The 21,447-nt window shown below is 70.5% G+C and carries 18 protein-coding genes and 1 tRNA gene; 14 read left to right on the top strand and 5 right to left on the bottom strand.

The features are described 5' to 3' along the window. The first annotated feature begins 1 nt into the window (after position 1). The 8 genes from UG56_RS24955 (at position 2) to UG56_RS24920 (ending at position 10,736) form a co-directional block, all read left to right on the top strand. Positions 2 to 2,032 (top strand): bifunctional rhamnulose-1-phosphate aldolase/short-chain dehydrogenase, encoded by a 2,031-nt coding sequence (locus tag UG56_RS24955; RefSeq protein ID WP_045551691.1) that lies wholly within the window; start codon positions 2 to 4, stop codon positions 2,030 to 2,032. Further along, entirely contained in the window at positions 2,029 to 3,531 is a 1,503-nt protein-coding gene (locus tag UG56_RS24950; protein WP_071327317.1) for a rhamnulokinase, read from the top strand. The genes UG56_RS24955 and UG56_RS24950 overlap by 4 nt, the downstream gene beginning before the upstream one ends. Further along, positions 3,528 to 6,623 (top strand): glycosyl hydrolase, encoded by a 3,096-nt coding sequence (locus UG56_RS24945; RefSeq protein WP_071327316.1) that lies wholly within the window; start codon positions 3,528 to 3,530, stop codon positions 6,621 to 6,623. The genes UG56_RS24950 and UG56_RS24945 overlap by 4 nt, the downstream gene beginning before the upstream one ends. A gap of 3 nt (positions 6,624 to 6,626) precedes the next feature. Beyond that, positions 6,627 to 6,848 carry a helix-turn-helix domain-containing protein gene (locus tag UG56_RS24940; protein ID WP_045551405.1) on the top strand — a complete coding sequence of 74 codons (222 nt, stop codon included), beginning with the start codon at positions 6,627 to 6,629 and terminating at the stop codon, positions 6,846 to 6,848. A gap of 43 nt (positions 6,849 to 6,891) precedes the next feature. Continuing rightward, entirely contained in the window at positions 6,892 to 7,647 is a 756-nt protein-coding gene (locus tag UG56_RS24935; protein WP_045551406.1) for a (Fe-S)-binding protein, read from the top strand. Continuing rightward, positions 7,644 to 9,095 carry a LutB/LldF family L-lactate oxidation iron-sulfur protein gene (locus tag UG56_RS24930; protein WP_045551407.1) on the top strand — a complete coding sequence of 484 codons (1,452 nt, stop codon included), beginning with the start codon at positions 7,644 to 7,646 and terminating at the stop codon, positions 9,093 to 9,095. Before UG56_RS24935 ends, UG56_RS24930 begins: the two co-directional genes overlap by 4 nt. Next, the gene (locus tag UG56_RS24925) at positions 9,092 to 9,697 is read left to right on the top strand and encodes a LutC/YkgG family protein (RefSeq protein WP_045551408.1); all 606 of its coding nucleotides are present in this window, start codon (positions 9,092 to 9,094) and stop codon (positions 9,695 to 9,697) included. Before UG56_RS24930 ends, UG56_RS24925 begins: the two co-directional genes overlap by 4 nt. Before the next feature lie 187 nt (positions 9,698 to 9,884). Then, a complete protein-coding gene (locus tag UG56_RS24920; RefSeq protein ID WP_045551409.1) occupies positions 9,885 to 10,736 on the top strand; it encodes a hypothetical protein in 852 nt (283 codons plus the stop codon). A gap of 3 nt (positions 10,737 to 10,739) precedes the next feature. Here the strand turns inward: UG56_RS24920 and UG56_RS24915 are convergent, their stop codons facing one another. Beyond that, positions 10,740 to 11,492, bottom strand: a complete 753-nt coding sequence (locus tag UG56_RS24915; RefSeq protein WP_045551410.1) for a GAP family protein — start codon at positions 11,490 to 11,492, stop codon at positions 10,740 to 10,742. Positions 11,493 to 11,609: 117 nt separating this feature from the next. On the opposite strand from UG56_RS24915, the gene UG56_RS24910 reads away from it, so the two are divergent. The 5 genes from UG56_RS24910 (at position 11,610) to UG56_RS24890 (ending at position 17,608) form a co-directional block, all read left to right on the top strand. Beyond that, positions 11,610 to 12,914 carry a sensor histidine kinase gene (locus UG56_RS24910; protein ID WP_084101587.1) on the top strand — a complete coding sequence of 435 codons (1,305 nt, stop codon included), beginning with the start codon at positions 11,610 to 11,612 and terminating at the stop codon, positions 12,912 to 12,914. Continuing rightward, positions 12,911 to 13,564, top strand: a complete 654-nt coding sequence (locus UG56_RS24905) for a response regulator (protein ID WP_084101585.1) — start codon at positions 12,911 to 12,913, stop codon at positions 13,562 to 13,564. Before UG56_RS24910 ends, UG56_RS24905 begins: the two co-directional genes overlap by 4 nt. A gap of 109 nt (positions 13,565 to 13,673) precedes the next feature. Continuing rightward, complete coding sequence (locus UG56_RS29080; protein ID WP_045551426.1) at positions 13,674 to 14,099, top strand: ribonuclease domain-containing protein; 426 nt, start codon at positions 13,674 to 13,676, stop codon at positions 14,097 to 14,099. Between the two features lie 242 nt (positions 14,100 to 14,341). Further along, positions 14,342 to 16,555 (top strand): transglycosylase domain-containing protein, encoded by a 2,214-nt coding sequence (locus UG56_RS24895; protein WP_256206890.1) that lies wholly within the window; start codon positions 14,342 to 14,344, stop codon positions 16,553 to 16,555. Positions 16,556 to 16,645: 90 nt separating this feature from the next. After that, positions 16,646 to 17,608 (top strand): GNAT family N-acetyltransferase, encoded by a 963-nt coding sequence (locus UG56_RS24890; protein ID WP_143055190.1) that lies wholly within the window; start codon positions 16,646 to 16,648, stop codon positions 17,606 to 17,608. On the opposite strand, the gene UG56_RS24885 is transcribed toward UG56_RS24890, so the two are convergent. From UG56_RS24885 to UG56_RS24875, 3 genes are all read right to left on the bottom strand, one after another. Beyond that, positions 17,603 to 17,679 (bottom strand) — tRNA-Ile (locus UG56_RS24885). The genes UG56_RS24890 and UG56_RS24885 overlap by 6 nt on opposite strands. 54 nt (positions 17,680 to 17,733) lie before the next feature. Further along, complete coding sequence (locus UG56_RS24880) at positions 17,734 to 17,979, bottom strand: hypothetical protein (protein WP_218145285.1); 246 nt, start codon at positions 17,977 to 17,979, stop codon at positions 17,734 to 17,736. Positions 17,980 to 18,114: 135 nt separating this feature from the next. After that, positions 18,115 to 19,587 (bottom strand): serine/threonine-protein kinase, encoded by a 1,473-nt coding sequence (locus UG56_RS24875; protein ID WP_143055189.1) that lies wholly within the window; start codon positions 19,585 to 19,587, stop codon positions 18,115 to 18,117. A 133-nt stretch (positions 19,588 to 19,720) separates the two neighbouring features. Between UG56_RS24875 and tyrS the strand changes: the two genes are divergently transcribed. After that, positions 19,721 to 20,992, top strand: coding sequence for a tyrosine--tRNA ligase (gene tyrS / locus UG56_RS24870; protein ID WP_045551421.1), 1,272 nt, complete (start codon positions 19,721 to 19,723; stop codon positions 20,990 to 20,992). A gap of 221 nt (positions 20,993 to 21,213) precedes the next feature. On the opposite strand, the gene UG56_RS28720 is transcribed toward tyrS, so the two are convergent. Then, a partial coding sequence (locus UG56_RS28720; protein WP_218145284.1) for a hypothetical protein occupies positions 21,214 to 21,447 on the bottom strand: 234 nt, incomplete at its 5' end.

Below are 21,447 nucleotides of genomic sequence, written 5' to 3'. Positions count from 1 at the left end.
AATGACCACTGCTGAAGACCTGATCGCGCGCTCGAACCGTCTCGGCGCGGATCCGAAGAACACCAACTACGCCGGCGGCAACACCTCCGCCAAGGGCACCGCGACCGACCCGGTGACCGGCCAGGACGTCGAGCTGCTCTGGGTGAAGGGCTCCGGCGGCGACCTCGGCACCCTGACGGAGAGCGGCCTGGCCGTGCTCCGGCTCGACCGGATGCGCGCACTGGTCGACGTCTACCCGGGCGTCGAGCGTGAGGACGAGATGGTCGCCGCGTTCGACTACTGCCTGCACGGCAAGGGCGGCGCCGCCCCCTCGATCGACACCGCGATGCACGGCCTCGTCGACGCCGCCCACGTCGACCACCTCCACCCCGACTCCGGCATCGCGATCGCGACGGCCGCCGACGGCGAGGCGCTGACCACCACGATCTTCGGCGACCAGGTCGTCTGGGTGCCGTGGCGCCGCCCCGGCTTCCAGCTCGGTCTCGACATCGCCGAGATCAAGGCGAAGAACCCCCAGGCGGTCGGCTGCATCCTCGGCGGCCACGGCATCACCGCCTGGGGCGACACGTCCGAGGAGGCCGAGAAGAACTCGCTCTGGATCATCGACACCGCAGCGGCCTACATCGAAGAGCACAGCAAGGCCGAGCCGTTCGGTCCCGCGCTGGAGGGCTACGCGGCCCTCCCGGAGCAGGAGCGGCGTACGAAGGCAGCGGCTCTCGCTCCCACGATCCGGGGCATCGCCTCGGCGGACCAGCCGATGGTCGGCCACTTCGACGACTCCGAGGTGGTCCTCGACTTCCTCGCCCACGAGGCCCACTCGCGGCTGGCCGAGCTCGGCACCTCTTGCCCCGACCACTTCCTGCGCACCAAGGTGAAGCCGCTGGTGCTCGACCTCCCGGCCACCGCGACCGTCGAGGAGAGCGTCGCTCATCTGAAGGAGCTCGCGACGACCTACCGCGAGGACTACCAGGCCTACTACGACCGCCACGCCGATGAGAACAGCCCTGCCATCCGCGGCAAGGACCCGCTCATCGTCCTGGTCCCCGGCGTCGGGATGTTCTCCTTCGGCCGCAACAAGCAGACCGCGCGGGTCGCCGGCGAGTTCTACATCAACGCGATCAACGTGATGCGCGGGGCCGAGGGGCTCTCGACGTACGCCCCGATCGACGAGTCGGAGAAGTTCCGGATCGAGTACTGGGCGCTCGAGGAGGCCAAGCTCCAGCGGATGCCTGCCCCGAAGCCCCTGGCAACAAGGGTCGCGCTCGTCACCGGCGCGGCCTCCGGTATTGGCAAGGCGACCGCCAAGCGCCTGGCCGCCGAGGGGGCCTGTGTCGTGATCGCCGACCTCGACCTCGCCAAGGCCGAGGCTGCGGCCGCCGAGATCGGTGGCCCTGACGTCGCCGTCGGCCTCGCCGCCGACGTCTCCGACGAGGCCGCCGTGCAGTCGATGCTCGACGCCGCGGTGCTCGCCTTCGGCGGTGTCGACCTGGTCGTCAACAACGCCGGGCTCTCGCTGTCGAAGTCGCTGCTGGAGACCACCGAGCGCGACTGGGACCTCCAGCACGACGTGATGGCCAAGGGCTCGTTCCTGGTCTCCAAGGCCGCGGCCAAGGTGCTCATCGAGCAGGAGATGGGCGGCGACATCGTCTACATCTCCTCGAAGAACTCGCTCTTCGCCGGGCCCAACAACGTGGCCTACGGCGCCGCGAAGGCCGACCAGGCCCACCAGGTACGCCTCCTGGCCGCCGAGCTCGGCGAGCACGGCATCAAGGTCAACGGCATCAACCCCGACGGCGTCGTCCAGGGCTCCGGCATCTTCGCCGGCGGCTGGGGCGCCAAGCGCGCCGAGGTCTACGGGGTCAAGGAGGAGGAGCTCGGCAAGTTCTACGCCCAGCGCACCCTGCTCAAGCGCGAGGTGCTCCCGGAGAACATCGCCAACGCCGTCTTCGTGCTCTGCGGCCCGGACCTGACCCACACCACCGGCCTGCACGTGCCCGTCGACGCCGGCGTCGCCGCCGCCTTCTTGCGATGAGCAAACACGTCAGGGTCGCTGCGGTCGACCTGGGTGCCACCTCCGGCCGGGTGATGTCCGGCCGGATCGGTGGTCACCGGGTCGAGCTCGACGAGCTGCACCGCTTCCCCAACGCAGCCGTACGTGTCCGCGGCTCGCTCTTCTGGGACGTGCTCGACATCCATCGCGAGGTGCTCGCCGGCATCCGCGAGGCCGCCCGGACCGGGCCGCTGGACGGCGTCGGGATCGACTCCTGGGCGATCGACCACGGGTTTCTCGACCACGACGGCCAGCTCCTCGGCCAGGTCTTCAGCCACCGCGACGCCCGCGTCGAGGGGATCGCGGAGAAGGTCGTCGCCCAGATCGGCGCAGCGACGCTCTACGGCATCACCGGCATCCAGCAGCTGCCGTTCAACACGATCTACCAGCTCGTCGCGGCGCGGGGGACCAGCGCCCTCGACTCCGCCGAGACGATGCTGCTGCTGCCCGACCTGCTCGGCTACTGGCTGACCGGCGCCATCGGCGCGGAGCGCACCAACGCCTCGACCACCCAGCTCTACGACGTCCGTCGAGGCACCTGGGTGCTCGACCTGTGCCAGGAGCTCGGTCTCCCCGGAGGGATCCTCCCGCCGCTCCGGGACCCGGGCTCCCTCCTCGGTCCGCTGCTGCCCGACGTCGCCGACGAGCTGGGTGTCAGCACCGACGTGCCCGTGGTCGCGGTGGGCTCGCACGACACCGCCTCGGCGGTCGTCGCGGTCCCCGCGGAGGCCCGAGACTTTGCCTACATCTCCTCGGGCACCTGGTCGCTGGTCGGCCTCGAGCTCGACCGGCCGGTGCTGACCGAGGACGCCCGGCTCGCCGACTTCACCAACGAGGTTGGCGTCGACGGGACCATCCGATTCCTCAAGAACGTGATGGGCCTGTGGGTCCTGTCCGAGTCGCTGCGCTCCTGGCGCGAGCGGAGCTACCGGGACGCCGAGCTCCACGCGCTGCTCGCGGCCGCCGCGGAGCTCGAGCCGCTGCGTACGGTCGTCGACATCAACGACCCGCGGCTGCTCTTCCCGAGCACCTCGGCCGACCCGATGCCGGAGCGGATCGCCGCGCTGGCGACCGAGTCCGACGAGGCGATCCCGCACTCGCCGGCCGCCGTCACCCGCTGCATCCTCGACAGCCTCGCCGTCGCCTACCGCCGCCACGTCCGCACCGCGGCCGCTCTCGCGGGCACCTCGCCCGCAGTCGTCCACGTGGTCGGCGGCGGCTCGCAGAACGAGCTGCTCTGCCAGCTCACCGCCGACGCCTGCGGCCTGCCGGTGCTCGCCGGTCCGGTCGAGGCGGCCGCGCTCGGCAACGTGCTGATCCAGGGCAGGTCCCTCGGAGCCGACCTGCCCGACCTGCCCGCGATGCGGGACCTCGTCCGCCGCTCCTACGACGTACGCCGCTTCGAGCCGCGCGACGGCCTCGACTGGGCCGCCGCCGAGGCCCGCATCTCTGACCTGATCGACAAGAAGGCCCCCACATGACCGACTCCCTCACCGACCCCCGGCTCACCCGGCGCGCGCTCTTCGGTGCCGCGGCCGCCACGCTCGGCACCGCCGCGGTCACCGGCGCCGTCGGCAGCGCCCCTGCCCAGGCCGCCGAAGCGGGGATCACCACCGGCCTGCCCGACGCCTTCACGAAGTCCTTCCGCAAGCCCGGCACCACCACCGCGGCGGGCTTCCGCTGGTGGTGGCCGCACGGCCTGGTCGACCCGGCCGAGATCGCGCGCGAGGTGGACCAGGTCGCCGACGCCGGCTTCGGCGTGCTGGAGGTCGCCGACGTCACCCACAGCCTGCGCGCCCGCAACATCGACATCGACGTCGCGACGTACGGCTGGGGGAGTGCCCCGTGGGTCGCCGGCGTGAAGGCGGCCCTCGCCCAGGCCGCGAAGCGGGGCGTACGCGTCGACGTCACCGTCGGTCCGTCGTGGCCCGCGGCGGTCCCGACGATCACTCCCGACGACGACGCGGCCTGCACCGAGCTGGTGCACGGGCAGGCCGTGGTCGCGGCCGGTTCGACGTATGACGCCGCTCTGCCCGAGCCCGTGGTGGAGCCGGCACCCTCGGTGACCCGCTCGGAGCTGGTCACCGTTCAGGCGCACCGCATCACCGGCTACGTACGCGACCGCAACAACAACGTCACCAGCACGATCCTCGACCCGGCCTCCTATCTCGACCTCAGCGCGAGCGTCGAGGGCGAGCACCTCACCTGGACCGCGCCGGCGGAGCCGGCCGGTGCCACCTGGGTCCTGCTCGCCACCTGGCAGCGCGGCTCGGGCCAGGAGCCGGAGGCGGGTCCCCACACCTCGCCGCGCGCCTACGTGGTCGACCACTTCAGCCGCCGCGGCGCGCAGAAGGTGATCGACCTGTGGCAGGACCGCCTCCTCGACGGCGAGCTGCGGACCCTGCTCCGGAAAGCCGGCGGCTACCTCTTCGAGGACTCGCTGGAGATCGAGACCGACGCGACGATCTGGACGCGCGACCTCCTCGACGAGTTCCAGGCGAGGCACGGCTACGACCTGCGGCCGTGGCTGCCGTTCGTGCTGGACAAGGACGAGAAGTACCAGTTCTCCCTGGCGGCCGCCGACCCCGCGACCGCGGACGCCCTGCGCACCAACGAGATCCGCGACGACTACAACATCGTCCTCTCCGACCTCTACCGCGACCAGCACCTGCGTCCGATGCAGGAGTTCGCGAAGTCGCTGGGCATGGGCATCCGGATCCAGCCGTACGGCCTGGAGACCGACACCATGCAGCACGCGGCGGTGGTCGACGTGCCGGAGACCGAGTCGCTCGGCTTCAAGAACCTCGACGACTACCGGGTGATGGCGGCCGGCCGCGACCTGGCCGGCCACACGGTCCTCTCCTGCGAGGCGATCTGCTACAACGGCGCGGCCTACAACACGACCTGGGGCGCCAACAGCACCAGCCCGACCGCCCAGAACCAGGCCCTGTTCACGATCAACAGCATCTTCGTCGCGGGCGTGAACCAGCTGATGATCCACGGCTTCCCGTACGCGAAGGCTCCTGACGTCACCTGGCCGGGTTTCGCCGCCTTCTCGCCCTACTACAACAACGCGATCGGCTTCGGCGAGGCCTGGGGCCCGCGGACCCCGCAGTGGCAGCACGTCCCCGGCATCGCGGCCTACCTGGCCCGCACCCAGCTGGTCCTGCAGACCGGCGCCGCGAAGTACGACGTCGCGTTCTGGCGGCACAAGGGCTGGGCCTCGACCGGCATCGGCCCGCAGTGGATCACCAACAACGGCACCAAGCTCGGCTGGTCGCACTCCTTCGTGAGCGCCTCCCTGCTGGCGCTCGACGGCGTCGACGTCGCCAACGGCCGTCTGGCGCCCGGCGGACCGGCCTACAAGGCCGTCGTCGTCGGCCCGGACTCGCTGCGCGGCAACGCGTTCACGATGGACATCGACGGCGCGAAGCGGCTGCTCGCGCTCGGCCGCAAGGGCCTGCCGATCGTGCTCATCGGCGACTGGTCGCAGGTCACCTCGGCCGGCCGCGACGACGCCGCGGCGACCGCCGAGGTTCGCGCAGTGATGGCCCAGATCGGCGCCCTGCCGACCACCCGCACCGTCCCCGAGGCCGAGGTCGGCAACGCGCTGGCCGCTCTCGGTGTCGTACGCGACGTCGAGCACGCCGACTCCACGGTGATGCACGTCCACCGGGTCGCCGGCGAGGTCGACCTCTACTACCTCGCCAACGCGAGGCACGCCGAGAACCGGCGGCTCAACCCGGTGCAGCAGGACGTCTGGCTGACCGCCACCGACCGCGCCGCCGTGCCGTGGCTGCTGGATGCGTGGAGCGGCCGGATCACCCGGATCGCCGGCTACGAGCGTGCCGGCGACCGGATCCGGGTCCGTGTCGACCTCGTTCCCGGGCAGTCCACCGTGGTCGCCCTCGCGGCCCCGGGCGCGGGCGTGGCCCGCTCCGTACTCCCCGTCGCCACCGCTGGCCAAGCCGTGGTGGCGCGGGGCGCCAACGTCGCGCTACGCACGACGACCGCCGGCAGCTTCGAGCTGACCGAAGCCGACGGACGGACGGTGAACGTCACCGTCGACCGGGTCCGTGAACCCGTGACCCCGGCCTCGTGGAGCCTCGAGCTCGAGGACTGGAAGCCGGCGAACGACGCCGACCCGAAGGATCTCGCCACCTCGAAGGAGGTCGTCACGCGCGAGCTCGCGGCGCCGCAGGCCTGGTCGAAGGTCGCCGGCCTCGAGGACGTCTCCGGCATCGGTCGCTACCGCACGAGCGTCGACCTCGGCACCGACTGGACCGCGGACGACGGCGCCTACCTGGAGCTCGGCGACGTCAACGACACCTTCCGCGTCCGGGTCAACGGCGAGCTGCTGCCACCCTGCGACCCGATGGACCCGGTCGTCGACCTCGGCGACGCCCTGGTCGCCGGAGTCAACACGATCGAGATCGAGGTGGCCTCGACGCTGCTCAACCGGCTGCGCACCGTCACCCCGTCGGTCTACGGCACGGCGACCCGGCAGAGCTACGGGCTCACCGGGCCGGTGCGTCTGGTGCCCTACGTGACCACCACGCTGAGACAGGAGTGAACCGTGGCAGCCTCGGGCGGCGTACGACCTTCCACCGACCTTCCCCAGGACGAGGTGGAGGTGCTGGCTCTGTTCGCCCGGGGCTACACGATCGAACGGATCGCGCGGGAGCTCGGGATCTCCGAGCGCACCGTGCGGCGCCGTCTCCGGGCGGCCGCGGATGCGCTGGGAGCGGGGACGAGCGTGGAGGCGGTCGTTCGGGCCGTACGTACCGGACTCATCTGAAAACTGATGTGATGGAAGAACCACAGACGAAGGAGGCCGCCGGATGCGAGTCGCGCTGATGGTCACGTGCATCAACGACGCGCTCTACCCGAGCACCGGTCAGGCGGTCGTGCGCCTCCTGCGCCGGCTCGGCGTCGAGGTCGACTTCCCGCAGGCGCAGACGTGCTGCGGGCAGCCGATGGTCAACACCGGCTATCTGGACGAGGCGGTCCCGGTCGTGCGTACGTTCGTGGACGCCTTCGCCGGCTACGACGCCGTCGTGACCCCGTCCGGGTCGTGCGCCGGCTCGGCGCGCCACCAGCACTCGATCGTGGCGCGGCGCTCCGGCGACCCGGCCCTCCAGGAGGCCGTCGCGGAGGTCGGGCCGAAGGTCTACGAGCTCTCCGAATTCCTCATCGACGTCCTGAAGGTGACCGACGTCGGTGCCTACTACCCGCACCGGGTGACCTACCACCCGACCTGCCACTCGCTGCGGATGCTCGGGGTGGGGGACCGGCCGCGCAGGTTGCTCGAGGCGGTCCGGGGGATCCGGCTCGTGGACCTTCCCCAAGCCGACCAGTGCTGCGGCTTCGGAGGCACCTTCGCCGTCAAGAACGCCGACACCTCGATCGCGATGGGTGCCGACAAGGCCCGTCACATCCGCGAGACCGGCGCCGAGATCGTGGTCGCCGGCGACAACTCCTGCCTGACCCACATCGGCGGCGTGCTGTCCCGGCAGAGATCAGGCGTACGCACCGTCCATCTCGCCGAGATCCTCGCCTCGACCGAGGCGCGCTCGATCGAAGGGACGCTCCGATGAGCGGGACCTTCGTCGGCATGCCGGCCTTCCCGACCGCCGCGCGCGAGGCCCTCGCCGACTCCCAGCTGCGCCACAACCTGGCCCACGCGACCGGCACCATCCGCGCCAAGCGCGCGAGGGTCGTCGCCGAGGTCCCCGACTGGGAGGAGCTGCGCCTGGCCGGTGCCGCGGTCAAGGAGCGCGCGCTGCTCGACCTCGACACCCAGCTCGTACGCCTCGAGGAGACCCTCACCGCCAACGGCGCGACGGTCCACTGGGCCCGTGACGCGGCCGAGGCCAACGCGATCGTCGCCTCGATCGCCAAGACGCACGCCGCCGAGGAGGTCGTGAAGGTCAAGTCGATGGTGACCCAGGAGATCGGTCTCAACGAGGCGCTCGCCGCCGAGGGCATCGCGGCCTGGGAGACCGACCTGGCCGAGCTGATCGTGCAGCTCGGCGACGACCTGCCCTCGCACATCCTGGTGCCGGCCATCCACCGCAACCGCGCCGAGATCCGGGAGATCTTCCGGTCCCGGATGGCGGCCGCGGGCCGCCCGGCGCCATCCGATCTGACCGATGAGCCGGCCGTCCTCGCCGCCGCGGCCCGGGAGCACCTGCGCGAGAAGTTCCTGCGCGCCAAGGTCGGGATCTCCGGCGCCAACTTCGCGGTCGCCGAGACCGGCACGCTCGTCGTGGTCGAGTCGGAGGGCAACGGCCGGATGTGCCTGACCCTGCCCGAGGTGCTCGTCTCGGTGGTCGGCATCGAGAAGGTCGTCTCCCGCTGGGAGGACCTCGACCCTCTGCTGAGACTGCTGCCGAGGTCCTCGACCGGCGAGCGGATGAACCCCTACACCTCGACGTGGAGCGGGATACATGCCCAAGAGGAAGGGCCGAGCGACGGCCCGCAGGAGGTGCACGTGGTGCTGCTCGACAACGGTCGCACCCGCGCGCTCGCCGACGAGGTCGGCCGGCAGGCACTGCGCTGCATCCGCTGCTCGGCCTGTCTCAACGTGTGCCCGGTCTACGAGCGCACCGGCGGCCACGCGTACGGCTCGGTCTACCCGGGCCCGATCGGCGCCATCCTCAACCCGCTGCTGAAGGGCGTCGGCCACGACGACCAGACCGACTCCCTGCCGTATGCCTCGAGCCTGTGCGGCGCCTGCTTCGAGGTCTGCCCGGTACGCATCGACATCCCCTCCGTCCTGGTCGACCTGCGCGCCCAGGTGGTCGACGCCCACCGAGGCGGCGTGCCGAAGCCGGAGGCCGCGGCGATGAAGGGCGCGGCGTACGTCCTGGGGCGCTCGCCCCGCCTCTCCGCCCTCGAGCGCCTCACCGGTCTCGGGATGCGGTTCGCGCGCCGCTTCGGACCCACGGCCTGGACCGGCGCCCGCGACCTGCCGGACGCGCCGGGGGAGAGCTTCCGGGCCTGGTGGCAACGGACCGACGGCGGACGGAAGGACGACGCATGACCGACGCACGCACCGAGATCCTCGCCCGGGTCCGTGAGGCACTGGCCGGCTCGGCGGTCGAACCCGCCCCGCCGTCTGCGCGACGCGACCTCGCGTCCGTCGCCACCCCCGAGGTCGTCGATCTCTTCGCCGAACGCGTCGCCGACTACCGCGCGGTCGTGGAGCGCTGCGGGGCCGACGACCTCGAGGACCGGATCGCCGCCGCCCTCCCGGCGGGCCAGGTGATCGTCCCGTCCGGCCTCTCGGTCCGGGTCGCCGACGCCATCGTCGACGACGGCACCCTCACCGCCGCGGAGCTGGACCGGATCGCGGCCGTCGTCACCGAGGCCCGGGTCGGCATCGCCGAGACCGGCACCATCGTCCTCGACCACACCCCCGACCAGGGCCGCCGCGCCATCTCCCTCGTCCCCGACACCCACATCTGCGTCGTCCGCGAGGACCAGGTCGTCCCCGACGTCCCCGACGCCATCGCCCTCCTGGACCCCGCCCGTCCGTTGACCTGGATCAGCGGCCCCTCGGCCACCAGCGACATCGAGCTCGACCGCGTCGAGGGCGTCCACGGCCCCCGCACCCTCCACGTCCTGATAACCCACCCCGAGTAGTCACTTCCTGACGCCGAGACGTCAGTTTCTGACCGCGAAGCGTCGTTGTTCGACGTCGAGGAGTCGATTTCTGTACGCGGGGACCACCGGAAATCGACCTCTCGCACTCGATATTCGACGCTTCGGCGTCAGAGATCGACGCCTCGACTGGACTGACTGGATCCGGGGAGTCCGCTAGCCTTCCGGCGTGCGCCGAACCGCCGCGCTGGCCGCGGGTCTCCTGATCGGATCGCTGCTGGCCGCCTGCGGCACGGCCGAGCCGCAGGAGACGGACTGGCCCGACGGGCTGACCGCCTACGTCGATCAGACCCGGCTGCAGCGCAACACCGGTGAGGCGTTCGTACGCCTCGTCAACGACACCGGCTCCGCGATCGAGGTCTCGCACCTCGAGGTGGGCAGCGACCGGTTCCGGGCCCGCTGGACGGGCTCGGAACCGGTCGACCCCGAGATGGACTTCGACTTCCCCATGCCCCGCGGAAAGTGCGGCGAGGGCGGCGACGCCGACCTGACCATCACCTGGCGCAAGCCCGGCGAGGCCGGCGAGGCAGGGGAGTGGCGCACCAGCACCGGCACCGCCGAGGACAGGTACGCCAACATCGAGCGTCTCCTCGACCGCGACTGCGCCGAGCGCACCCTGACCGACGCGGCCGAGATCACCGTGGGCGAGCCCCGGGTCGAGGGCGAGGGCAAGCAGAGAGTCTTCGTCCTCCCGATCACCTTCACCCCGACCGAGAAGGCCCCGGACGTGACCTTCGACGGTTGGGAGGGCACCGTCCTCTTCCAGCTCGCCACCGAGACACCGACCTGGCCGCGGGCCACGCCTCACCCGATGACCGGAGACCCGGTAACGCGGGAGCTGCGGGTCCTGCCCGCCCGGTGCGACCCGCACGCCCTGGCCGACGACAAGGTCGGCAGCCTCTTCCGCGTCCACGTCGGCGGTCCCGACGTCCCTGACGGGGCCAGCTACTTCCTCATCCTCGACCAGGCGCACAGGCGCGCCCTCTACGATTTCCTGCCCGGCTACTGCGGCTGGGAGTGAGCCTCAGCCGAAGAGCGGCCCGAGCGCTGCCCGGGCGAGCAGGAACCCGACGATGCCCACCGCCCACGCGGTTGCGCTCGCAGCGTGCTTGGTCAGCCAGCCGTCGAGAACGGCCAGCGGCCGCGCCACCAGCGGGGCGGCGAACACGCGCGCACCCAGGAGGAGGAGCGCCGGCACGATCATCACCGCGCAGTAGGCGACGATCCACAGACCCGAGACCGGCCACGACGGTCCCTCGGTCCCGATCACCCCGATCGCGGCGAGGTAGGGGAGCATCGAGGCGGCCTCGACCAGACCGGCGAGCACCGCCAGCGCGCCGAGCGCCGAGGCGGACCCGCTCTCCGAGGCGACCGCCCGCTCGCGCCAGCGGAGCAGACGACGCGGCGGCTCGGCAGCCGCGGAACGATCCCGTCCCGGACCGGGCGGATCCAGCCTGAAGCTCCACGCGAACAGGCCGGCGCCGACGAGCAGCTGCCCCCACAGGAACGGGCGCGAGCCGCTCAGCCCGGCGAACGTGTCGGCGACGGCGGAGCCGCCCAGCAGGATCCCGATGCCGAGCAGCGCATAGAACCCGGCGATGGCACCCAGATAGACCAGGATCCGCGCCGGCCGCAGCCGCCCGGGCGCCATCAGCAGCCACACCGGGATCAGCAGGGTGCCGAAGCTGGTCGAGTCGATCAGCGCCAGCACCGCCAGCGCGAGGTACGTCGCGGTGCCGCCGAGGTCGCCGGTCAGTGGGCCGAGGTCGATGTCCATGCCCCGAGGCTCGCGCGCGGCCTCTCTCTCGCGCGTCGGCCGAACCGCTGATATCTCGCGCGGGGATACATCCTTCGGATGACTCCGCAGAGGCGGCGTACGTGCTGAGATGGTGTCGTGGACCGCCCGACCCTGCTGCAGCAGCTGCCCGCGGCGCTTCTCGGCGGTGGCACCAGCCTGCGCGCCGCGGACCGTCGCCCGGCCTGGCTCGACGCCGCGGTCGTGCTCACCGCGGGCCTCGCTCTCTACGCCCTCGGGCAGACCGGGAGCGTACGCGGGCTGCACCCGTTCGGCCTCGGCTCCGACACCGCCCCGGCCTGGTGGCACCTGCTCCCACTGGCGCTGTCAGCCGCCGCGCTCGTGCTCAAGCGGCGTCAGCCGCTCGCGGTCCTGGCCGTCGTCGCGCTCTGCCTCGGCGGAGACCTCCTCATCGGGGGCAGCGTGGCGATGGTGATCGTCCTCTGGGACGCTCTCTTCGCCGGCTACCTGCACGGCTCGCCGGGCGCTCGCCGCATCACCACGATCGCGGTCGTGGTGGTCATCGTGGCCGCGGTCGTCGGCTCCGCCGCAGCCACCTCCGAGCCGCGCACACCCGCGGTGCTCGCGCTCACCCTCGTCGCGCTCGTGGTCACTCCGATGTGGTGGGGCAGCAACGTACGCCAGGGCAGCGAGCTCGCCGACGCTGCCGAGGACCGCGCCCGGCTCGAGCGCGAGCGCAGCGCCGCGCTATTGCGTCTGGCGGACGCAGAGCGGCACGACGCGGTCCGGGCCGAGCGCTCCGCGGTCGCCCGCGACCTCCACGACGTGGTCGCCTCGCACCTGTCCGCCATCGCGCTCACCTCCGGCGCGGCGCTGGCCGGCGAGCACGACCCCGAGCGGGACCGGGCGGCGCTGCGCCTGGTGCGGGCCGAGAGCCTGGCCTCGCTCGACGACATGCGCGCGATGATCCGGGTCCTGCGCTCCGACGGCGAGCCGGGAGGCGCCTCCGAGGACCTCACCGCCGCCTCCCGCGCCGCCAACCTCGGCCCCGTCCTGGAGCAGGCGCGCCTGGCCGGTCTGCCGCTGCGGGTCGAGGACCCCGGCGGGCTCCTCGACGGCGCCGACCTGGCCCTGCCCGTCGCCGTCGACCACGCGGTCTACCGGATCGTGCGGGAGTCCCTGACCAACGTGCTCAAGCACGGCGGTGGCACGACCCGCCTGCGGCTCGTCCCCGGCGACGCCCTCGAGGTCGAGGTCAGCGACGAGGGCGACCACGGCAGCGAGGGCGGCGCGAAGGAGCCGGCACCCGAAGCCGGCACCGGCACCGGCCTGATCTCGATGCGCGAACGCGCCGAGGCGCTCGGCGGCACGTTCGCGGCCGGCCCCGACGGCACCGGCTGGCGGGTCAGAGCCCACCTGCCACTCCCGGGAGCGACCTCGTGATCCGCGTCCTGCTCGCCGACGACCACGCCGCCATCCGTGCCGGCCTGCGGATGCTCCTGGCCACCGCCGGCGACATCGAGGTGGTGGGGGAGGCCGCCGACGGCGCGACCGCGGTCGCCAACGCCCGAGCCCTGCGACCCGACATCGTGCTGATGGACGTACGCATGCCCGGCACCGACGGCGTCACCGCGACCCGCCAGGTCGTGGACGAGGGGCTCGCCGACGTACTCGTGCTCACCACCTTCGACCTGGACGAGTACGTCTTCGGTGCCCTCCGCGCCGGCGCCGCCGGGTTCCTGCTCAAGACCGCCGAGGCCGACGCCCTGGTCGACGCGGTCCGGCACGTCGCCGCGGGCGACGGCGTGGTCGCCCCGGAGGTCACCCGCCGGGTGCTCGCCGAGCTGGCCGGCACACCGGCCGGGCCCGGCCACGCAACCAGTCCCGGCGCGCCGCTCCCCGCCGATCTCACGCCGCGGGAGAGGGACGTGCTCGCGGCCCTGGGGCAGGGCCTGTCCAACGCCGACATCGCCCGGCGGCTGGTGATCTCCGAGGCGACCACGAAGACCCATGTCTCCCGCGTCCTGGCGAAGCTCGAGGTCACCTCGCGGGTCCAGGCGGCGATCGTGGCCCGCGAGGCCGGCCTCGCCTGAGCGGCCCGCGCACCCGAGAGTTCACCGGTTCGTGACCTCGCGAGCCCCCATCCGGGTGGCTTAGGTAGCAGAATTACCAACCGTCCGTAACGCACACACTGGAGGATTCATGTCCGGGAAGAACCGCTCCGTGCTCACCGTCGTCAAGCTGCTGCTCGCAGCCCTCGTCGCCACCACCGGCCTGTTCGGTGCCAGCATCATCTCCGCTCCCGCCGCCCAGGCCGACTGGGCATCCAGCTGCACCCACTCGGGTTGCGCCGAGGCGCTCAGCTCCAACCGCACCTGGGCCTCCCTGGGCTACCCGTCCTCGCGAGGCTGGTACGACTGGCCGCCCACCGGCACCTGCAACTTCGCCGGCGGCACCTACAACAACTACGAGGGCGAGCTGCCCTCCGGCCACTCCTACCTCGAGTTCGACGTGACCCCGCGCGAGTGCGGCGCCCAGCGTCAGGCGTACCGGATCATCCTCGACCGCACCACGGGTGACGTCTACTTCACACCCGACCACTACGGCACGTTCTACTTCCTGACCTGATCGTTCTCCGTAACGGCCTCTGACCTGGGCGAACACCGCATCGCGGGCCTAGGCCGGAGGCCGTTTCGTACGTCTCGCGCAACCTGATACGCAGCCGAAACGTCTTGGACACGGAGCCGAGGATCACGAACGGTCATGAGCCCGGCCGTACTCTAGGAACGTTTGTGACCGCGGGAGGGGACACTTTGAGCTGGCAGGGCAATCCGCCTTACACACCCACGCCGAAGCCGAAGAAGAAGCGGGTGAGGAAGGTCCTGAAGGCCTTCTTCGTCCTGGTTCTGGTGGGCGCGCTGATCGGCACCCTGGCTGTGATCGTGGCCTACAACGCCATCCCGATCCCCAACGCCAACGCCGCCTACGAGAAGGAGACCTCCTTCGTCTACTACCGCGGCGGCAAGGACGAGCTCGGGCGCTACATCGCCGACTCGCAGGACCGCGACTCGCTGCCCTTCGACGAGATCCCGCAGCTGATGAAGGACGCCGCGGTCGCCGCCGAGGACCGGACGTTCTGGAAGAACAGCGGCATCGACATCAAGGGCATCCTGCGCGCGGTGGTCAACAACAACACCGGCGGCACCCAGTCCGGCGCCTCGACGATCACCCAGCAGTACGTCAAGAACCTCTACCTCACCCAGGAGCGCACCTACACCCGCAAGGTGAAGGAGGCGGTCATCTCGTTGAAGATCAGCCGGCAGAAGTCCAAGGAGGACATCCTCGCCGGCTATCTCAACACCATCTACTTCGGCCGCGGCGCCTACGGCGTCGAGGCCGCGTCCAACGCCTACTTCGCCAAGCCGGCCGCGGACATCAGCCTCCAGGAGGCCGCAGCGCTGGCCGCGATCCTCAACGACCCCAACGACCTCGACCCGAGCAACGGCGAGGAGTCGGTGACCGAGCTCGAGGGCCGCTACCGCTACGTCATCAACTCGATGGTCAAGCTGGGCATGGTCGACGCCGCCGAGGGCGAGAAGGCCAAGGCCTCGCTGCCGAAGTTCAAGAAGCCGCGCTCCGACAGCCGCTACGGCGGCCAGAAGGGTCACGCGCTCAAGCTGGTTCGCGACGAGCTGCTCAAGCTGAAGGACGAGCAGGGCAACCAGCTGCTCACCGAGGACGAGATCAACGGCGGCGGCCTGCGGATCACGACCACGCTGACCAAGAAGACGATGAAGACCGTCGAGCAGGCGGTCAACGACGTACGTCCCGAGGACAAGAAGGCCTACATCGCGGACGAGAGCAAGAAGGGCGACGAGCTCCATGTCGGCGCGGCGACGGTCGACGTGAAGACGGGTGCTCTGCGTGGTTTCTACGGTGGCCAGGACTACCTCGACTCGCAGACCAACTGGGCCGCGACCGGTGCGATGGCCGGCTCGACGATGAAGGCCTTCACCCTCGCGGCAGCGCTGAAGGCGGGCTACTCGCTCAAGGACAGCTGGGACGGCAACTCGCCCAAGGAGTTCGACGCCCTGCCCGGCCACCCGATCCGCAACTCCGGCCAGGACGCCGCCAACCCGAGCGGCCACAGCTACGGGTCCAACATCAGCAGCCTCATGGCCATGGAGCAGTCGGTCAACACGGCCTTCGTCGAGATGTCCGACTCGTTGCCCAACGGCAGCAAGGACGTCTACGACATGGCGCTGGCGGCCGGCCTCCCGCCGGCGAAGGCGGACTCGGCCCATCCCGGTATCCCGATGACGACCGGTGACTTCGAGCCGGAGGACTTCCTCCTCACCCTCGGCAAGAACCGGACCAGCCCGATCAACATGGCCAACGCCTACGCCACGATCGCCAACGGCGGCGTCCACAACGACGTCTTCGTGGTCTCCAAGGTCGTCGATGCCGACGGCACCGTGCTCTACGAGCACGACGACTCGGCCAAGGGCGAGCGCGCGATGTCGGAGGACGTCGCCGACGACACCTCCTACGCCCTCCAGCAGGTGGTCGCCAGCGGCACCGGCCGGGCGGCCAGCGCCGTGGTCCAGCCGGCCGCGGGCAAGACCGGTACCGCGACCAACGACAAGGACGAGGTCTCCTCGGCCTGGTTCGCCGGCTACACCCCGCAGCTGGCGACCGCTGTCGCCTACAGCCGCGGCCTCGGCAGCGGTGCCCTGGACGGCTGGCTCGACACGTACTTCGGCGCCGACTATCCCGCCGACACCTGGGTCGAGATCATGGGCCCGCTGACCGACGGGCTCGACTACGAGGCGTTCCCGGAGCCGGCCTGGCTCGACGGGGATGCGCCCGAGTCCGGCCATGCGCCCTACGTGACGCCGCCCCCGGAGCCGAAGCCGAGCAAGAAGCCGTCGCCGTCGAACACGCCGACACCCACGCCGACTCCCACGCCGACCCCGACGCCGACACCCACCCCGACCCCGACGCCGACCCCGACGCCGACCAAGTCGCCCGGCCCTCCGGATCCCACCCCGGAGGATCCGGGGACCGAGCCGGGGCCGGTCTGAGGCGGCTCCAGTCCGGATCAGATGACGTGTCAACGCTTGCTGGGGGACCTCACTTCCCGTGACCTTGCCCGACACGGTTAGATAGAGCCCGTGTCTGTGATCGCCCCCGTCGACGTCCACGATGACACCGCTCTGAAGGCTTGGTACGCCGTGGAGGCGGCATCGATGGCCTTCGATCGACCCTACGCGTCACATCGCACCTTCGAGGCGCTCGCCAACTCCGTGCGCACCCCGCACGACCACGGCCGCCGCGTCCTCCTCGCCGCGAAGGAGCAGGGCGAGACGATCGGCATCGCCGAGCTCGATCTTCCCGAGGAGGAGCGCAGCCACGTCGTCGAGCTCGGGATCCACGTCCTCCCGGTGCACCGCTGGCGCGGGGTCGGCACCGAGCTGTGGCGGGCCGCCGATGACGTACGCCGCACCAACGGGCGCACCCTGACGACCGCCGAGGTGACCATCCCCCCGAAGTCGTCCCTGGCCTTCGCCCGGGCGCTCGGCTTCAAGTCCGTACGCCGCGAGGACCATCTCGCCGCCGACCTCCCGCTGCCCCACAAGCCCTTCAACGTGCTCGGCTACGAGATCCTGATGTGGGAGGATCGCACGCCCGAGGACCTGCTCGCCCAGTTCGTCGGCCTGCGCAACCAGATGGGCAAGGAGATGCCGGGCAAGTCCGAGCAGGACATGATCGCCCACACCGCCGACCGCATCCGGTCCGCGGAGAAGAGCACCGCCCGCTCCTACGACCGCATCACCGCCGCCGCCCGCGAGATCCTCACCGGCGAGCTGGTCGGCTACTCGGTCATCTTCCTGGCCCACGGCAGCGACGAGGCCATCCAGGACGACACCTTCGTCAAGGCCGCCCACCGCGGCCACAAGCTCGGCCTCGCCCTCAAGGTCGCCACCCTCGCCGCCGTCCAGCGCGACCACCCCGAACGCACCAGCATCCACACCTGGACCGACCCGTCCAACGACGTGATGCAGCGCATCAACAAGCAGTTCGGCTTCCGCAAGATCGAGCTCATGCACGAGGTCCAGCGCACCGATCGTTGGTAGGCCGTGCGGGGCTCGAACCCGCGACCCAAGGATTATGAGTCCTCTGCTCTAACCGACTGAGCTAACGGCCCGCGCAGATCCTAGCGGGCCGGTCCGGACGGCTCTCGGTCGACCAGCGGAGCGGCTCAGCCGCTCCGGAGAACCTGATAGATGGTCTCGGACGACGGAGCCGGGCGCGGTACGTCGTTCCAGCCGATCTCGGCCGCCTTGGCCGCGATCGCGTCCCTGACCTCGGCGGGGTCCACGTCGTCCTCGAAGAACGCGACGGACAGTCCGTTGCCGGTCGCCGGGTCGACCAGGTGATATGCGCCGAGCACGCCGGGAACGGTCTTCGCGGCATCGATCACCCATTGGCGGTCATCGTCAGGCATGGGCTCCCACACGGCGACTCGAGCGAACACGGCTACCTCCGATGTGGCGACGGGCCTGCGCCGAAGATGCCCCCGGCCTCACGATGCTAGGACGAGTGGCTGCGCCGTATTCAGAGATTTTGGCAAGAGGATCCGTCAGCCCTTGCCCTCGGTGTCGATGAGGTACCGGCCGTCGCTGTAGACGAGCCCCAGCGTCACCGTGCCGCCGTCCTGGCGGCCGTCCTTCATCGTGTACTTGTAGGTGTAGGTCACCCTGAGCGGGTCGACGCTGGGGGAGACCGAGACGACACTGGTGCTCGCGACGGAGCCCCACCAGTCGCGATAACCCTCGATCCCGCCGCTCTTGGCCTGGAACGCCGGGGTCAGCATCGAGAAGGCGCTGTCGGGATTCGCGGGCGCGGTGGCGAGATAGTTGCGGATGAACGCGTCGATGCCTTCGGCGGTCGCGCCGGCGGTCGCGCTCGCCGAGGGGCTCTCGCTCGGGGTCTCGCTGGCGGTCTCGCTGGGGGTCGGCTCCTCCGAGGGCTCCTCCGACTCCTCGTCGGCGGCCTCCTCGGTCTGCTCGTCGGTGGCCTCCGCCAAGGGCGAGCCCGAGGTGACCTGCTTCGGCTCGGCCGACGGCTCGTCCCCACGGTTGGCCCACAGTGCCCCGCCGAGCAGCAGTACCAGGGCTGCGGCTACGGCGACGAGCAGCACCGGCCACCACCTGCGCCGACTTGCCGCGACCGGCTTCGAGGCCACCGCGCTCGGGGGCGTCTCTGCCGCTACCGCTACCGGCGCGGTGACCGCGGCAAGGGTCTGCGTACGCAGCGCCACCGGCTCCAGCTTCTCGGCCGCGATCCGCCCGGCGAGGAAGTCGACGACGTCCCCGGCCGACCACCGGTCGGCAGGGTCGTACGCCATCGTGTGCTCCAGCAACGGCGCGAGCCGGCCGGCCAGCGGCGTACGCGGCGGCTCCTCGTGCACCACCCGATACAGGGTCGCGAGCGCGTTGTCGCCGATCCCGTACGGCGGCTCGCCCGTCAGCGCCTGGAAGAGCGTGGCGCCCAGCGACCACATGTCGCTGGCCGGGTTGGCCCGCCCGCCGGTGGCGATCTCCGGAGCCAGGTACGCCGGCGAGCCGGTGACCTGCCCGGTCTGGGTGGTCTGGGAGTCGACGCCGCGCGCGATCCCGAAGTCGGTCAGCTTGGCACGGCCGGCACGGCCTACCACGATGTTGGCGGGCTTCACGTCGCGGTGGACGATCCCGGCGGCGTGCGCCGCGCGCAGGGCGGAGGCGATCTGACCGATCAGTCTCGCGGCGTGCTCGACATCCAGCGGTCCGTCGTCACGCACCATGTGAGCGAGGGTCTTCCCCTCGACGTACTCCATCACCAGCCACGGCTTGTCGTCGTCGCGCACGAGGTCGAAGACGGCGACGACGTTCGGGTGGACCAGCCGTGCGGCAAGCTGTGCCTCGCGTTCGACGGCAGCATCGGACACGCCATCGAGCGCGACCAGCTGTTTGAGCGCGACCGATCGCCCCAGAACTTCGTCGGTGGCGAGCCAGACGGCCCCCATCGCTCCCCGGCCGAGCTCCCTCTCGAGCCGGTACCTCCCTGCGATCACCCAGGTCCCCTCAAGTCTCGTCGCGAACGCCAGTGGTCAACTCTAGGGGGTATCGCCTACTACCCTTGCTTCCGGGACAACCCGTTCCGGGCCCCGGAAACACCTTCTGAGAACGATCTGAGAAAGGCACCACGTGTCCATCGATCCCACACTCCTCGACGATCTCGAGTGGCGAGGTCTCATCGCCGACTCGACGGACCGCGACGCGCTCCGAGAAGCGCTGGCCGGCGGGAGTGTGAAGTTCTATATCGGGTTCGACCCCACCGCGCCGAGCCTGCACATGGGCAATCTCCTCCAGATCACGATGGCTATGCGCCTGCAGCGGGCCGGCCACACGCCCTACATCCTCGTCGGTGGCGCGACCGGCATGATCGGTGACCCGCGCGACTCGGGGGAGCGCACCCTCAACTCGGCCGACACGGTCAAGGAGTGGGTGGAGAAGGTGCGCGCGCAGATCGAGCCGTTCGTCTCCTTCGAGGGAGACAACGCGGGGACGATGGTCAACAACGCCGACTGGACGGCATCCCTGTCGGTCATCGACTTCCTCCGTGACATCGGCAAGCATTTCCCGGTCAACCGGATGCTCGCCCGCGACACGGTCAAGAAGCGCCTCGAGGACGGCATCTCCTACACGGAGTTCTCCTACATCCTGCTGCAGTCCATGGATTACCTGAACCTTTTCCGTACGCACGGGGTCAGCCTCCAGTTCGGCGGCTCGGACCAGTGGGGGAACATCACCGGCGGTGTGGAGCTGGTCCGACGGGTCACCGGCGAGACTGTTCACGCCTACACCACGCCGCTGATCACCAAGGCCGACGGCACCAAGTACGGCAAGACCGAGGGCGGTGCCCTCTGGCTCGACCCGACGATGATGTCGCCCTACGCCTTCCACCAGTTCTGGCTCAACGTCGAGGACGCCAAGGTGGGGGAGATGCTGCGCGTCTTCACCTTCCTCTCCCACGAGGAGATCGAGACCCTGGAGGCGCAGCACGCGGAGAAGCCGTTCCTGCGGGTGGCCCAGAAGGCGCTCGCCGATCACATGACGACCCTCGTTCACGGGGCAGGGGAGACCGAGCAGGCCAAGCAGGCCGCAGCCGCGCTCTTCGGCGGCGGCGACCTGGCAACCCTGAGCAGTACGACGCTGGCCGCCGCGATCACGGAGGCCGGTGCCGTCGAGCTGGAGCGTGGTGAGGAGCTGCCGACGTACGTCGACCTCTTCGTCGCCGCCGGTCTCGTCTCCTCCAAGGGGGAGGCGCGCCGGACGATCTCCGAGGGCGGGGCGTACGTCAACAACGTCCGTGTGGAGGACGCCGACGGGTCCCTCGACGAAAAGGAGTTGCTCGGCGACGGCTGGGTGGTCCTGCGCAGGGGCAAGAAGAAGTTCGCCGGCGTGCGCCTCAAGTAGGCCGCTGACCTGCGAGAACGTCCCGGGGAAGGTGATCTCCTTCCCTGGGACGTTCCTCGATTTGGCAAGGGCGTCACCGAGGCGTAATGTTCATCTGGTCGCCGGGGTGCGGCGGGAAGCAAGCTCAAGTCTTCGAGCGGGTTTCCGGCCCCTGAGTCGGCCGCCAACATTCTCGAGCATCAGCTCGGTTCAGAGTCTCTGTCGGGTCCTCGGACCAGACATCAGAGGTCACGATGAATCGCAGTGGAGTTGTCTTGTGCTGTGTTGGTGTGGATATTGCTTTTATCCGATTGTGGTGTGAATTCGCCGAGTTGGTGTTGAAAGCGGGATCCGATAAAGTCCTCCAGGACTGAGGCGATAAAGCTTCGAGTTTGAGCAGGAATGCGTGGAATGCGCGGAATTGCGAAAGCGAGAAACTCTCCGCTAAAGTCCGGATAGGCGAAGCAGGGAAATGA

The sequence above is a fragment of the Nocardioides luteus genome (assembly GCF_000960475.2).
Lineage (GTDB): Bacteria > Actinomycetota > Actinomycetes > Propionibacteriales > Nocardioidaceae > Nocardioides > Nocardioides luteus_A.
The sequence above is the reverse complement of the archived record's forward strand: the minus strand, read 5'-3'. Positions and strand labels throughout refer to the sequence as shown.